Origin of the sequence: Afipia massiliensis, assembly GCF_014203115.1 — a bacterium.
In the GTDB taxonomy this organism is placed as follows: Bacteria; Pseudomonadota; Alphaproteobacteria; order Rhizobiales; family Xanthobacteraceae; genus Afipia; species Afipia massiliensis.
The window spans coordinates 516,920-532,118 of record NZ_JACHIJ010000001.1; the positions used below are offsets into that span (position 1 = coordinate 516,920).

12 protein-coding genes are annotated in these 15,199 nt (G+C 62.1%); 3 read left to right on the forward strand and 9 right to left on the reverse strand.

What is annotated here, in order from left to right; all coding sequences use genetic code 11:
• Positions 1 to 65 precede the first annotated feature (65 nt).
• The 5 genes from HNQ36_RS02380 to HNQ36_RS26395 form a co-directional block, all read right to left on the reverse strand.
• Positions 66 to 1,466: a sensor histidine kinase gene (locus tag HNQ36_RS02380; protein WP_184082342.1), complete on the reverse strand. Its 1,401-nt coding sequence runs from the start codon at positions 1,464 to 1,466 to the stop codon at positions 66 to 68.
• A 158-nt stretch (positions 1,467 to 1,624) separates the two neighbouring features.
• Positions 1,625 to 2,302 (reverse strand): response regulator transcription factor, encoded by a 678-nt coding sequence (locus HNQ36_RS02385; RefSeq protein ID WP_046830177.1) that lies wholly within the window; start codon positions 2,300 to 2,302, stop codon positions 1,625 to 1,627.
• A 101-nt stretch (positions 2,303 to 2,403) separates the two neighbouring features.
• Positions 2,404 to 2,976: a 3TM-type holin gene (locus tag HNQ36_RS02390; RefSeq protein ID WP_184082343.1), complete on the reverse strand. Its 573-nt coding sequence runs from the start codon at positions 2,974 to 2,976 to the stop codon at positions 2,404 to 2,406.
• A gap of 159 nt (positions 2,977 to 3,135) precedes the next feature.
• Entirely contained in the window at positions 3,136 to 3,939 is an 804-nt protein-coding gene (locus HNQ36_RS02395) for a glycoside hydrolase family 108 protein (protein WP_184082344.1), read from the reverse strand.
• Between the two features lies 1 nt (position 3,940).
• Positions 3,941 to 4,072 (reverse strand): hypothetical protein, encoded by a 132-nt coding sequence (locus HNQ36_RS26395; protein ID WP_283813982.1) that lies wholly within the window; start codon positions 4,070 to 4,072, stop codon positions 3,941 to 3,943.
• Between the two features lie 66 nt (positions 4,073 to 4,138).
• On the opposite strand from HNQ36_RS26395, the gene HNQ36_RS02400 reads away from it, so the two are divergent.
• The 3 genes from HNQ36_RS02400 (at position 4,139) to HNQ36_RS02410 (ending at position 8,099) form a co-directional block, all read left to right on the forward strand.
• On the forward strand, positions 4,139 to 5,077 hold the full coding sequence (locus HNQ36_RS02400) for a class I SAM-dependent methyltransferase (protein WP_210311890.1): 939 nt from the start codon (positions 4,139 to 4,141) through the stop codon (positions 5,075 to 5,077).
• Positions 5,078 to 5,395: 318 nt separating this feature from the next.
• Complete coding sequence (locus tag HNQ36_RS02405) at positions 5,396 to 6,112, forward strand: class I SAM-dependent methyltransferase (RefSeq protein ID WP_184082346.1); 717 nt, start codon at positions 5,396 to 5,398, stop codon at positions 6,110 to 6,112.
• A gap of 178 nt (positions 6,113 to 6,290) precedes the next feature.
• Complete coding sequence (locus HNQ36_RS02410) at positions 6,291 to 8,099, forward strand: hypothetical protein (protein ID WP_184082347.1); 1,809 nt, start codon at positions 6,291 to 6,293, stop codon at positions 8,097 to 8,099.
• Here the strand turns inward: HNQ36_RS02410 and HNQ36_RS02415 are convergent.
• The 4 genes from HNQ36_RS02415 to HNQ36_RS02430 form a co-directional block, all read right to left on the reverse strand.
• Positions 8,094 to 9,863, reverse strand: coding sequence for a DUF2793 domain-containing protein (locus HNQ36_RS02415; protein ID WP_184082348.1), 1,770 nt, complete (start codon positions 9,861 to 9,863; stop codon positions 8,094 to 8,096). The two genes, HNQ36_RS02410 and HNQ36_RS02415, sit on opposite strands and share 6 nt — an antisense overlap.
• A gap of 6 nt (positions 9,864 to 9,869) precedes the next feature.
• Positions 9,870 to 13,730, reverse strand: coding sequence for a baseplate multidomain protein megatron (locus HNQ36_RS02420; RefSeq protein WP_184082349.1), 3,861 nt, complete (start codon positions 13,728 to 13,730; stop codon positions 9,870 to 9,872).
• A gap of 119 nt (positions 13,731 to 13,849) precedes the next feature.
• Positions 13,850 to 14,293, reverse strand: coding sequence for an NlpC/P60 family protein (locus HNQ36_RS02425; RefSeq protein WP_184082767.1), 444 nt, complete (start codon positions 14,291 to 14,293; stop codon positions 13,850 to 13,852).
• Positions 14,287 to 15,189: a DUF2163 domain-containing protein gene (locus HNQ36_RS02430; protein ID WP_184082350.1), complete on the reverse strand. Its 903-nt coding sequence runs from the start codon at positions 15,187 to 15,189 to the stop codon at positions 14,287 to 14,289. Before HNQ36_RS02430 ends, HNQ36_RS02425 begins: the two co-directional genes overlap by 7 nt.
• Positions 15,190 to 15,199 lie beyond the last annotated feature (10 nt).

A 15,199-nucleotide genomic window follows, 5' to 3' on the forward strand; every position in this document is an offset into this window, starting at 1 on the left:
TGGCGGACGAAGATCGTCCGGCGGGCGCCGTTGGAACGGACGAATGGGGCGACAGAGCGGCGGTTTTACACCCCTGGCAACACGAGTTCCGCCCGCAAACCGCCGATCGGGGCGGCGCCGAGCGTAAGGCTGCCGCCGTAAAGCTGGGCCAGATCGGTGACGATCGACAGGCCGAGGCCCGAGCCCGGCTTGGTCTCGTCCAGCCGCTGGCCGCGGCGGGCCACCTGGGTTCGCTCGGTGGGTGACAGTCCCGGGCCGTCGTCATCGACAATGATGCGCAGGACAGGATCGGGCGCATTCGCGGCCGAGCGCTCCACCATCACCTCGACGCGCACTTGCTGACCGGCCCACTTGCAGGCGTTGTCGACGAGGTTGCCGGCCATCTCCTCGAAATCCTGCCGCTCGCCGCGAAACTTCGCGCCGGCATGGATTTCGCTGTCGATGAGGATATCCCGGTCGCGATGGATTTTCTCCATCGTCCGCGCCAGCGCCTCGATCACCGGCGCGACCTCGGTGACAGTGCCGATGGTGGTGACACGCGCAGCGATGCGCGCGCGCTCCAGATGATGCGCGACCTGATCGCGCATGATGTTGGTCTGTTCCAGAACCTTGGCAGCGAACGGATCGCCGCGGTTGATCCCCGCCTCATTGACGATGACAGAGAGCGGCGTCTTGATCGCGTGCGCCAGATTGCCGACATGGGTGCGCGACCGCTCCACAATGGCCCTGTTCGCATCGAGCAGTGCATTGGTCTCGCGCGCCAGCGGCGCGATCTCCTCCGGAAACTCGCCCTCCAGCCGCTCCGCCTGCCCCGAGCGGATGGCGGCGAGCGAACTGGAAATCCGCTTGAGCGGCGCGAGGCCGAAACGCACCTGAAAGATCGTGGTCAGCAGCAGGCCGACAGTCAGCGCTGCGAACGTCCCAGCCAGATACGTGTTGAAGGCCCAGGTTTCCTCGGAAATCTCGGTGGCGTCGCCTGCCACGCTCGCGAGATATTTTCCCTCGGTGCCGAGATCGACCGGCCGCTCCACCATGCGCAGATTCTGGTTTTCCGGACCTGTCACGTAGCCCAGCCGCACGCCGGACTGATCGAGTTCGACGCCTTGATCTTCGAGCTTCGGCAACGAGGCATCCCAGAGCGAGCGTGACGCGCGCACCTCAGGCTTGTCGCCGTCGGTGCGCGCCATGCGCCAGTACCAGCCGGACAGCGGCAGTTCGAACAGCGGTTCGCCGAGCGACTGCACGGATCTTTCGGACTTGTCGCTCTTGTCGTTCGGATCGTCAGGCTGCGCCGCTTCGGCGATCAGCGTGCGGAGATAGAAGTTAAGCCGGCGGTCGAAGGCGCGCTCTGTCGAGCGCTTGTAGACCGTCGACAGCACGACGCCGGTGATGACGAGGATCAGGACCACCCAGGCCGTCGCGGACAGGAACAGGCGTGTCGCGAGAGATTTCGTGCGACCGTTCAAGAATTCTCCCCGTGCTTGAAGCGCGTCCAACCGCGCGTCATTGCGAGGAGCGCTCGCGACGACGCAATCCAGCTTTTCGGGCTCCGGGACTGGATTGCTTCGCTCCGCTCGCAATGACGGCGTGGCAGGATTTCACTCCAGCCTGAACAGATCAAGCTTTAGCTCGCATTGGTCACGGGCGGCGGCGTCAGCAGATAGCCGAGGCCGCGCACGGTCTGGATGATGTCGACGTCGAGCTTCTTGCGGATGCGCCCGACGAACACCTCGATGGTGTTGCTATCGCGGTCGAAGTCCTGGTCGTACAGGTGCTCGACCAGTTCTGTGCGTGAGACCACGCGGCCGGAATGGTGCATCAGATAGGCCAGCAGCCGGTATTCGTGCGACGTCATCTTGATGGGATTGCCGTTGACGCTGACGCGGTTGGTGCGGGTATCCAGCATCACCGGCCCGCAGGTCAGTTCGGACTGGGCATGCCCGGCGCTTCGCCGCAGCAACGCGCGAATCCGAGCCAGCACTTCCTCGAGATGGAAAGGCTTGGCCACGTAGTCGTCGGCACCGGCATCGAAGCCCTGCACCTTGTCGCTCCAGCGGTCGCGCGCGGTCAGGATCAGCACCGGCATGGTGCGCTTGTTGCGCCGCCAGGCCTCCAGCACCGAAATGCCGTCCATCTTCGGCAGGCCGATGTCGAGCACCACCGCGTCGTAAGGCTCGCTGTCGCCGAGGAAATGCCCCTCCTCGCCGTCGAATGCACGGTCAACGACATAGCCCGCATCCGACAAAGCCGTCGTCAGCTGGCGGTTGAGATCGGGATCGTCTTCAACAACGAGAAGGCGCAACGTCGTCTCCGGATGGTAAGCCTGCGATAGGCTAACATGAACGGTACGGCGGTGAATGCCTCATGAACAAAGTCGTGCCGGAGATTACTTTTTCTCCATACTCACTTCTTCGTCACCACCGCCTTGACCAGCTTGTCGAGCACGCCGGGCGTACTTTGACCTGTAGCTGCGCAGACCTTTTCGCGGGTCCGGCCGCTCATGTAGACGCCTAACACGCCGAATCGGAAGCCCCAATAGCTGACCAGGAGGCCGGTCGCGCCGATCAGCGCGTTGATCGCCGTCATGTCACCGGTCCAGAATTCGTGCACCAGAACGACCCAGAGAGCTGCGCACTCAAGAGTCAATTCCAGCGCGTAAAGCGGACGCCACCAGCGCTGCAGCGCATCCTCGCTGGCGAGTTCCGCGCGGATTGTCGCCTGCGTTTCGGCGACCGAACCGCGCACGGCCTCGGCTTCGGCGCGGACGGCTTCGGCCCAGACATTCTCTGCCTGCGCAATCTGGTCCGCACTGCTCGTCGTCAGCGCCTTGCCGACCGCTTCGGGCGTCGCGTCGGACGCGCCGACCACCTCCGCGAGAATACGACCGGCTGCACCACCCAGCGGACCGCCGAGCGCCGTCCCGAGAATAGGCGCGCCGAGCCCTATCACCTGCTTCGCAATGTCACCCCAATTCATTGGATGTCCCTTCCACCAAAATCCGAATGAGAGTTGAACAGCGAGCCCAAGCAAAAACGTCATCGGCGGGCACGATGCGCTCCCTCTCCCCGCTGGGGAGAGGGTTGGGGTGAGGGGCTCGAGATGTCAGAATGAAAATTCGCTCCCCTCACCCGCTCACTACGTTCGCGACCTCTCCTCACCGGGGAGAGGTGAAACCGTGAGCGCCGCTTCCTGATGCGTGCGATGCCGCCAGCGCCAGATGAAAAAGATCGCGAGCGCCGTAATCGCCGCCGCGGCAACGACCAGCGCCGCGATCTCAAGCCGCGAGGTCGCGACGGCGCTTACCGCGCCCGCCGCGATCACCGCACCTGCGGACGCCGGCCCCGCCGGAATTTTCACAGGCACCACGGCTTTGCCCGGCGACGCTTCAGCGGATGCTCTCGCAATCGGCGCAAGCGGACGGCTCTGCGCCATCGCCAATGCCGCGGCGCGCACGCCGTTGACCCGCGCGGTCCAGCCGCGCCCGAACACCGGAAATGTTTTCAGGGATTTGAGAAACGCGATCCGCTCCGCGCAGATCGCAATCACAAGACCGTCCGCCGCGCGTTCTCGCGCCGCTGCGATCACCTCATCGCTGACGACGCTGGTGCTGTCGGACAGCTTCAGCACCCGGCGCAGCACTTTCCCGGTGCGGCCGACGCCCGAATTCACGCCGTAGTCGAACACCGCGTAATCGACGCCGGCCGGAAGCTCATCGCAGCGCATCGCATTCCAGTAGCGCTCGCGATAAATCCTGCGCGCGACGCTTTGCGGCAATGCGCGAACATCGTCGGCCGTGGCGTTGCCCTTCCAGTAACGCCGCGCATCATTGAGCGTGATGCCGAAATTGGTCGGCCCGCCGGGATCGGACGGATGATCGGTGTAGCCGCCCTCGTCCTTCAGCAATCGCGTCAGCGCCATTTCATAGGACGCAGCCGCCATCTCAGAAGACCCACGCGACGAGCGCGAGCGACGCGATCCACACCATCAGCGCGACCTTGGGCCGTGCCGCGACCTGCGTCGCGAGCCATGCCGCAGACGCGGAAAGACGATCACGCAACGACGTGAGGTTCATACCGGTTCTCCATGTGAAAACGGCCCGCAAGGGCGGGCCGTTGGTGCGATATTCGCAGGGGTTATCGTGGTTCGGCCGTCTTGCTCACGTAGATGGCCCGTTCTAAAGGTAGGCCTTCATCCAGGGCTCACAGGCGGGCGACGAGAGGATATTCGCGTGGAATTGACAGGCCAGAACTCACTCGACCACTACCTTGGAGGCGGAATCAAAGAGGTTGTCGGCTGGCTTTCGCTCACGTCCGCTGAATTTATCGCGCACCTGGCGCGATTCCAGACAAGCATCGGCATCACCGGCGACACGTGCGAGATCGGAATTCATCACGGGAAACTGTTTCTCATTCTTGCAAATGTGACATCCGGCAACGAACGCGCCGTCGCCGTCGATATCTTCAGCGATCAGCACAAGAACGTTGACCAATCCGGCTACGGTGACCGCGAGATATTCGAGGGCCATCTCCGGAAGTTCGCGCCTCACTCGGCTGTCGATATCGTTCAGGAGTCGAGCCTCGATCTGACAAACTCGGACTTCGCGAAGCGCAAGTTCAGGATGTTCTCGGTCGACGGGGGGCACACATCCGAGATCACGCAAAACGATCTCGCTCTGGCACAGACTTGCGCGATCCCCGGCTCAATCGTTGTGCTCGACGATATCCTCAATTCGCACTGGCTCGGAGTAATCGAAGGTACCGCGAGGTACTTCATAGCCTCAGGCGGCCTGGTGCCTTTCGCCATTTCTCCCAACAAACTCTATCTAACGACGTCAGATGACTTCGCCAGACGGTATGCGGATGAACTCAAGCGCGCCTTTAAGGACGCCATCAGCAAGGAGCCGGTTGAGTTCTTTGGTTCACAACTGGTCGTCTTTGGCGAGCGCCCTTCGCATTGGCACGTCCCCCCGGCTGAGCTTGAACTTGCCAGGGCGCGGCACGAACTCACCACGATCCGGAATACCATTTCCTGGAGAATAACCGCGCCGCTGAGGTGGGTCAGGTCAGCGTTCTCGTAAACTGGAGCCAGCGCATTTAGCGGAGCGCGGCTGGGTCTCCCGGTTGCGCGCCGCTAGGCCTCGCATCATGGCGATGATGCCAGGCGCTAGCGAGAGTTCAGAGGCAGATGAACCAGCCGAACACGGCCACAAGCGTCAGAAGGATTCCGATGGCAGGCCAGCGCATCGGCTTGGCTCCATAGGTTCGCGATCCGCGAGGGCGTGGTTTGCTTCAATGTTGGGGCTATTGCGATCCGGTGAGATTGCCGCTTGCGCGACGCGTGCTAAGGTGATCACGCGCTGGGCGGCGTAATTGACGCCGCAGTCAGAGGAACCCAGATGCCACAATCTACAAGCAGCTTGAACGAAGTTTTCGCACGGCGAGCAATAGCGAACTCAAACTATCCATCAGAGCTTGTGACTGGATTGAATCAGAAAACCATCGAAACTTTCGCGCGCTCAGGCTGCAAGAGATTTGCCGAATTTGGCGTGAATCTTGGAGCAACAACATTAGAAATCGCGAAGCATCTAAAAGGTGATGGCGAGATCTATCTCTTTGATTACCAGTACAATGTGGACTACGTAGGCGAGCTTCTTCAGTCCAATGGTTTCTCGAATTTTTATCGATTTGGATCGAGCTCAAAGCTTCTGGACAGTTACAACTGGCCCCTTTCCCAACTATTAGAAAAACAATCCGGCCCGCGGTTCGATTACTGTTTTCTGGATGGTGCCCACATTTGGAACATCGATGCATTGACCTTTTTCTTGGTTGATCGACTTCTGGCAGTGGGCGGCTATGTCGATTTTGACGACTACAATTGGAGCCTAGCAATATCTCCTACACTTGCACCGCACCTTTTTCCGAAGACTTCCGAATTCTACACCGACGAACAGATCAAGGACCGCCAAGTGAAGCGGGTCGTCGATCTACTTGTTAAAACTTGCCCTCGCTACGTCGAGATCGTCGAAAACAAAATCTATCAAAAAATCGCCAACGAAGGAGAATCCTCCTCGTTCGCTAAGCTGCGCTCAATTTGGCGACGGCTCGTGAGTTAGTTTGTCCGCGACCTTTGATTATCATTGCTCGCTGCGCCTCGACAACATTGCGCGCCTCTCAATTCCAGCGACGGACCGGCCAGCGCATGAGGCTTGGCTCGATAGGTTCGGGGGCCGGATGGAAGCTTCCCGCTATAGCTGGGCTGGTCTATGTTCAGGAAACTCTTTGGGGCCGCCGATGAATCTCGTGAGCAAAGTCCTGACCGGACTTGGCGTCAAAAACGCTGGAGCAAAACCTTTCAACGAGCGACCCGAGGCCGAGCGAGCACTCAAGGCCCGTGCGGCAACCGAAACCCTCACCGAGCTAGAAATTCCGACTTCCGCCTCCCAGAGCTGGGATTACCGCGCGCAGTTAGCCGCCGAGATGCTGGCTAGCGTTAAATCCGTTACAGACATCGGCTGCGGCGCGATGGCGCTAGAGAGTCACCTTCCGGACGCGATCTATAAGCCGGTTGATTGTGTGAGCAGGGATGCTCGGACCCTTGTCGTTGACTTAAACCGAGAGAATGCGCCCACGCTCGGAACGGATGCAGTGTCGCTGCTTGGCGTCCTTGAGCACATTCACGACGTTCCGAAGCTGCTGAAGGAACTAGCCTCATCATACCCGCTGGTATTGGTTACCTATAATCCGACAGATTTGTCAGCCGACCATGCCAGCCCGGCCAATGTCTGGGTCAACGCTTATTCCATCGCCGAGATGGAAGCGGAGTTCACTAGGGCCCGGCTGCGCATCAAAGATATGAAACAAGTCGGATCGCAAGTGCTGTGGTTGCTCGCGTCGGAATCTCAACCCCTTCAATTTCGTGACGCCTTCGCTGCAAACTATAACGATCAAATCCAGGTCTCTCAGTATCAGTGCCAGGCCATCGGAGGAGCGATTCGATCGCGGTCGCCGGGATGCAGGATGCTCGTATTCGGAGTCGGCAATGATACTCCGCTGTGGCTTGCGCTGAATCCCGACGGTGAAACGCATTTTCTCGAAGGCGACCAAAACTGGATCGCTGCGATCAAGGAGAAGATTCCAGATATTTCCATCGCCCTGTTCCCCGACCACGGCACGACGGTCCAGGGTTCGGCGACGATGGGCGCCGGCGATCTTTCTCGTTTTCCTCCACCGCCACATCTGTCCAACCGCGAATGGGACGTCATCCTTGTCGATGGCCCGTTGGGATATGCACCTGACGATCCGGGACGCGCCATCTCGATATACTGGGCCTCGAAACTTGCGTCAGATCGAACGCATGTTTTTGTCGATGACTACGACCGCGATATCGAGATGAAATTCGCAGACGAGCTGCTGAAGGCGCGCGATACCGCTTCGATGATCGTTCCGTCCAGCGACAAGGCATCGTACCGGAAAATGTTCTGGTCGATGGGGTCCATTGTCCGATCAGACGAGAAGCCTGTCGTCCTGTCCGTTGCAACCCCTGACTATGCGCGCCAATGGCGCTTCTGTATCGACAGCCAGAAAACCTATTGCTCCAGAAACCAGTACGACCACCGGGTCATTGACCCGACCAGATCAAAGCTTCATCCAAAATGGACGAAGCTCGAACTGGCAATTGACCAGCTCACACGCGGAAACGACGTTTTACTGATCGATGCGGATGCCGAAATATCCAGGACGTGCCCGCCCTTCACCCGTGTTCTCTCCGATCATCCCCGTCATGATATTTTCTTCGTCCGCGGGATCTCCGGACGCCCAAACTCCGGTGTCATGATACTGCGCGGCGGAAAGGACAGCATCGCAGTTCAACTTCTGAATGCCTGTCTCTCCACGCGTCTGGAAACCGTACCTCCAGACGATTTTGTGACAGCAGAAGGCGAGAACGGGCACATCATCTGGCAACTCCAGAAAACCCCTTTCGCGCAAAGCGCTCATGAACTCGATCGAAGCTGGAATTGTTCGATCCCGGAGCAAGCGGAGACCGCATTTGTCCGGCACTATACGAACCGGCTACGGGATCACCTGAACGCTAAGCTATAGATACTGCCCACCGGTCGCCGCCGATCCCGCAACGCTGCCCGGAAAGAAATTCGCTCCGCCGCCGTTGGTGTTGATGACCGCGTTGCTGTTTGCTGCGTAACGCGCTCCTGTGGCGGAACCTGAATATATGACGTTTGTATTTGTGATGAAGCCAAGCCTGTCCGCGAAAGCGAACACACTGGAGAAAGCCGGAGTGCCGGTGAGAGTCACGGTCAAATTGACCAGATTGATGTATCCAGCCGGGGATGCGGAATGATGCCGAACGGCGGAGCCGTTGATGGTGTAGTTCACAGCGTTAATCAGGATAGAGCCATATTGGGTCGCACGCAGATGGTTGGCTGCGCAGGCTCCAAAACTCACATTGCCGCTGACGGTTATGAATCCGCCTGTCGATGCGTCGAGCGCTGACCCCGATGTCGTTGTCCTGAATTCAAATCCCTCAACGTTGAGACGTCCGTTGGAACTGCAAGAGATGCAGGCTGCGCCTGTTGTGGAGATGATGCAGTTCGCAGGCGTTGTCGTATCCCCCCGCAGCGTGACCGTGCCGGCGCCGATCCATGCGCCATTGACCGCAGCACCGCTGGTGTACGTGCCGGAGCCAACCTGGATCGTCACATTGTAAACTGACAGATCGAGTGCGGCGACAATGTCGATGGCCTTCTGTATCGTCAGAAATGCGCCGCCGGACGCATTCGATAATCCGTCGTTGCTGTTGCTGCCGTCAGTGCGCACATAATAGGTACGGTTCGCGGTGAGCACCTCGCGACCGCCGGACCGCGCGACCGCATACCAGCGCGCCGCCGTGCCATCGTAGCGCAGGATCGCCGCCTGCTTCGCGCCGATGGCGAGGTCGTTCCCGAGCGTGAAACGATTGGCAGCCGCCGACGATGCGCTCTCATTCAGCAGCAAGATAATCTGGCTGCCGGTGTTGACGAGCGCGATGACCCGCCCCTCCGCCCCGCCCGCTAAACCCGACACGCTGCGCGAGGCATCGGACGACAGGTTGAGAACGGCGGCCGAAACCAGTCCGGTGGGGCTGTAGTCGTTCTGGTTCGATGTGATCTGCGACGGCGAGATCACGCTGGTGAGCGCAAGACCGCGCGGCAACGCCGCGTTGCCTGAGATCTGGTCGATCAGCAGCGCCTCGACAAACACCGATCCGTCGTTCGAGACCTTGAGCTTGAACGCGTCCGACCCGATCAGGCCGAATTCCGCGCGGCCCGAGAATGCGTCGGAGAACACCACCGACGCCGTATTCGCGCCGGCCTCCTTGGAGATTTGTAGCCGCATGTCGCCGGTGCCGCTGTCGGCGACATCGATGGCGCTGAACAGCGCCGCGTTCGATCGCACCGTCAGCAGATTCGGGTCGCTCGCGGTGTCGTTGATGCCGAGTTGCGCGACGCTGCCTGACATGGTGCCGACACCGCCCGTGACGTCTGTCCACGCCGCGCCGTCGTAAACCAGCAACGTGCCGTCGGCATCGCACCACGCACACCAGCCAAGTTTCGGGGTGAGAAAGCGCCACGCGCTGTCTTCATAGACGGCCACCGTGTCCGCATGTCCGGCCCACGCTCCGGTCGCGCCGCTCGCCACGATATGACGATCGCCGTTCGCGGGCGTGAGCGGTGGCGCGGTTTGATCGGCATCGAGCACCCCGATCTGCACCACGGCGTCGAGAATCCGCAGCGCCTCGTTGTGCGTGACATGCTTCTGCGCCTGGCTGCCTTCGATGAAAGGCATCCCGAGATGGACTGTGTCTGTCATGATTGCTCAGAGTGTGAGGGTGAATTCGGATGGATGACCCCGCCCGACCGTGCTCGACATCTGCGACACCCGGCCGTGCAGCGTCGTCAGCGGCGCACCGAAATCTGCGAGTTCGTCGGCGGTGGCGTAAAGCGTCGATGGCGCAGAACACGATAGGCTCCGCACCACAGAAGCACCGGACAGGATATCGAGCGTGTAGGCCTCGGCGTCTTCGCCGAGCGGCACTTCGACGCCCCAGTTGTCGCCGTCGCGACGGGTGCGCCGTATCCACGACACACGGATGCCGCCGCCTTCACGCGACGCTTGGACATGCACCGGCGACAGCGGCATCAGCGCGGTCGGCTGCGGCGTCACCGTCATGGCCAGCGCCGAGGGATCGTCATGGCTGCGGCCGGTGGCGACGATACGCAGATCGATGGCGCGGTCGAGCGCGCCAAGTCCGCGCGCGATCGTCACCACATGATCGTCGAGCAGCACGAGCGGCGAGCCAGCGGGCAACGGATCGGCGATGGCGTATTCACTGCCCACCTGCCCGCGCAACAGCCGCGACAGCTTGTAGGTCTTGTCGCCCACCAGTTCGGCGTTGGCGAATTGCAGGATTTCCCATGCGCCCGATGCATTCAGCACCGCTGCCGCGTTCGCGCCTTCGAGCACCCGCGCGTCGCCCACTGAAGCCAGCGCGCCGCCATAAAGCCTGACACGCATCTCGCCGCCCCGATCCCAGCAGCTTGTCGGGCCAGCCGGAAGCGAATCGAGCGTTTCGCCCATGACCGATGGCACGAACGCTGTCGCCGCCTTCTCAAAGCTCAAACCGTCGGTCGAGCGCCACACCGTTACCGAACCCGGCCAGGGATCGGCGAAGATCGCCAGCCGCGTCAGCGCCGGCGGCTCGGATGAATCGATGCTTGGCAAATCGAGCACCAGCGCCTGCACCGGACCTAAAGCGGGCGGAATCGCGGGCGGCTTCACACGCGGCGCAAACAGCGGCACCGAGAACACCTCCGGATCGATGCTGCGCGCCTTGATCTGCCGCGATGTGGTATCCACCAGTTCGGAAATCTCGAACAGCCGCCGCCGCGCATTGATGGTCACGCCGATCACATCGCCCGGCGTCAGCGGCAGCGCCTTCATGCCGAGCGAGGCCGCGATGCTCTCGCGCCCCGCCCACAGATCCTGCAGCCAGATATCGGCGCGACGCGTTGCGGCGGCATCGTCGGTGATGATCGCGAAATCAGAATGCAGCGTGCGGTTCGATCCACCAACCAGCCGCCGCGACGTCACCGCCGAGCGGCGATAGTCTCCAGCACCGTCCGTGAAACCAAACGACACCTCGCGCGGCAGTTCGGTCTCCTGTCCGCGCGTCAGCCGCGCCAGTGCGCCTTTCTGCGGATCGACCAATTCGTCTTCCGCGATTTCAGCGACCGGCGCAGCGCCGCGCTGAATGAACGTCAGTTCTCCGCCCGCCACCGTCGCATCGAACGCATAGGCCATCGCCAGCGGATCGATCATCGCACGCGGCGACATTGGACGATCCACCACATAGCCGTCGCAGCTTTCGCGCAGATTGTCCGTGCGCGCATCGGCCACGTCCGCATCGTTGAGGATCGTACCGACCAGTGCATCGAGCGGCGCCGCGCCCAGCCGTCCGGTCAGCCAATGCCCGGTTTGCCAGTTCGGTCCGTCGCTCCAGACGTCCACCGCCGCCGGAAACACCGGATAAGGCCGCGCGTCCCAGGTCCACAGGTGCAGCCCGGACACATCGATCATGCGGCCGCCATAGACCGGCGATACGGGATTGAGCGTGTCCGCACCGAACGCAGGATCGAAGGCACTGATAATCGCCTCGATATAGCGGCGCTGGATCAGATCGTCGCGCTGGCCGTTCGAGAAATAGGGAATCGTGCCTTCGATCGACCGCGCGTCCGGAAACGCGCTCGGCTGGTTGGCGCCCTTGTCTACGGCGGGGCACCCCACTTCAGTGAGCCAGATCGGCTTGCTGCGCGGAGTCCACGCCGTTGCGCTGCCAAGCTCGACGCCACCGACGCGCTCGATGTGCGGATTGGCCCACCAACTCCAGAGATCCTTAGGCCGATAGATCCACGGCTTGCCGAGGCCGTCAGTGATCGGCGCCCGTGTCTGCGCGGCGCGCGCGACATCGTCGGCGTAATACCAATCATAAGCTTCGCCGCCGTTGAGGTTGGCTGCGAGATAGTCGCGGTCATGGATCGAGGTTGCCAGCGATGCGTCGAGGTGCCCCGCATCGTCGCGCCAGTCCGAGAGTGGCGCGTAGTAATCGATACCGATTGCATCGATGGCCGACGAGGCCCACAGCGGATCGAGCGGAAAGCGCACCTCGCTGCCAACGACATGCGAACCATATTCGGTCCAGTCCGCGCCATAGGTCACAACTGTGCCTGCGCCGACGACAGCCTTTACATCCGAGGCCAATGTCGCCAGCGCATTCACAGCCGGATACACGCCTGATGCTGAACGAACGCGTGTCAGCGCTTTCAGTTCCGAGCCGATCAGGAATGCATCGACGCCGCCACACGACTCCGCGAGGTTGGCGTAATGCAGGATCATGCGGCGATAGTTCCAGCCGCTGACACCGCCGCCGGAAAAGAAACCCGCGATCTGCGTCGCCGCCGTGCCGGTGCCGTCCGGCGATCCGACCACGCCCGGCGCGGGGCTGCATGTGATGCGTCCGCGCCAGGGATAGACCGGCTGCGAAGAAGCGCCGGTCCACGGGTCGGTCAGCGTGTTGCCCGCCGGAATGTCCATCATCAGGAACGGATAGAACGTGATCTTCAGGCCGCGTGCTTTCAGTTCCGCGATCAGATGGCGCAAGCTGTCGTCGGATGGCGTGCCGCCGTAGGCCGGACGCCCCTCCACCGTCGAGACCACCGCCGCACTCGCACGGCTCAACCCGGCGACCGACCACGTTCCGCCGGACGTCACTTTGATGGCGTTATCGACGCACGGACGCACGGTGCAGGTTCCTGCACGAAGGTCGTTGCCGAACCACGCGACGACGATAGCGACGCGCTCGAGATTGGGACAGGTCGCCTGCAGGTCGTCGAGCGAGGCGATGACATTTGCGGCCGCACTGGTGACGTGACGGTTTTCCGGTGCGGATTGTCCGGGGCCGAGCACGCGCACCACGGCGGATGTCTCGTAACCGAACTCGGTCGCGCCCGGGATCAGCGTCACCGCGCGCGTCATCTGTTCGAGCTTGCCGATCGGCCGCACGATCTCGAACGACAGCTGCGGAATGCGGTTGCCGAAGTCCGCCAGCGGCAGCCGCTCGAACACGACGTAAGCGAGACCGCGATAGGCCGGTGCATTGCCCGCGCCTTCCTTCGCGACGATCAGATCGTCCGCCGCCTGATCCTCGCCTCCGCGATGGACGCGCACGTTGAGGCCGGAAATATCGAGCGGCTTGCCGTCGGCCCAGATCCGGCCGACGTGGCCGATCTCGCCTTCGCACAACCCGACCGCGAAGTTCGCATAATAAGAGTAAGTCGTCGTGGTGACCGTGCCGCCTCCGCCCCCGCCAATGCCGCCTTTGCCTCCGTCGCTACCGCCCTCGGTGCGGGTGGAAACGGCTTCCTCAAGGCGCGTCGCCCAGATCACCTGGCCCGACAGCCGTGCGCGGCCATAGACGCGCGGAATCGGCGCGCCTTCGGTCGAGGCCATGACATCGAGATCGGCGAGGCGCGGCCCCTGCACGCTGCGGTCTTCCGCGAACAACGAACGGTCGATCATGTTGCCGACGAGCGCACCGGCGATGCGGCCCGCGATCGCGCCTGCCGGGCCGAACACCCCGCCCGCGGCGCCGCCGGCAACTGAAAGAACAAGTGCGGCCATGAGAATGATCCAAGAAGTTGAAAATTCTGAACTCGTCATTGCGAGCGAAGCGAAGCAATCCAGAGCTACAAGCAAGGGACTGGATTGCTTCGTCGCTACGCTCCTCGCAATGACGGTGGTTAGTCCGTCACTCCGGGAAACCGAAACACATAGGCGAGGCGCCGCCGCCACCATGGCGACAACGCGACCTCGCTCACCGCAGCCCCATCGTGCGCGTGAATCATGGTGCCTTCACCGGTCGCAATCGCCGCATGCTTGGCCACGTATCCGTCGCGCCAGCGAAACAGCAGCACGTCGCCGCCGCCGATGTTGTCGCGTGCGACCGGCACGAGATGCCGCATGGCGGCTTCCACCAGCGTCTCCGCTCCGGATGCTTCGGCCCAGTCCGGCGCGTAAGGCGGCGGCGTCTCGGGCTCGGAGCCGACGCAATTGCGCCAGACCCCGCGCACGAGGCCGAGGCAATCGCAGCCGACGCCTTTCAGCGAGCCCTGATGACGATAACGCGTGCCGATCCAGTCGCGCGCCTCGGCGACGATGGCGGCGCGGGTGAGAATGGTCATGATCCTGATCCACCCACGAATGACCCGCCATCATTGCCAGCGCCCGCGTCCGGAGACGCGATAACAAAGTCATTGCCCGGAATGTGCGGAAAGCCGCGAAAATTGACGATGTTGTTGAACCGCTCACGGCAGGTCGCAAACCGCTTGTCGCATCCCGCCGTCACCACAAACGCATCGCCGCTCGCGACAGGCTCCGGCATCGCCTGCCACAGCGACAGCCGCGCGTGTCCGGACGCCGTGCGATGCTCCTTGATCTCGACGGACAGACCGTCGTTGGCGCCGGATGTCCAGGTCAGCTTGCCGCCCGTGAAAATGCCCTCGGAAAAGCCATCGAGCCCCGCCGCGACAATGGTGGACGTGGACTCGGTCGACGTCACACTGCCCTCGACCTGCAACCCCGCAGCGACAAGGTTGAACTTGCACTGCGCATCGCCAAGATCCGCGCCGCATCGCGCCGTGAACAAACGTCCGCTCTGCTGCGACAGTTGATCGGCCAATCCGCGCAATTCCGCGCTGAACGCCTGCCCCTCGCGCTTGACTTCCCCCAGTGTGGAACGGGCCGTCAGCACACGCAGCGACACGTCGCTCCAGTCCACCAGCCAGCTCTCGACAGCCGCCGCATCATAGCGGCCGGCTGCGAGATCGCTTTCGAGCAATGCCTCATCCGACAACGCGCCCGCAATCTCCGCGCCGTCGACCGACAGGTCGAAGCGGCTGGTGGCCTCGGACGAAGTGAAGCTGGTGCCGGCGCGATAGGTCACGCCCGCAATGACGAGATCGTCGTCATGATCGGTGAAGCCTTGCACGACGCCATCACCCCGCGTCAGCTTCCAGCAGTGACATAATGTCGTCACGCCGGAATCGAGCTTCGCCTGCAAGGCGGAAGGAATGTCTCGCATGTTATCTTCC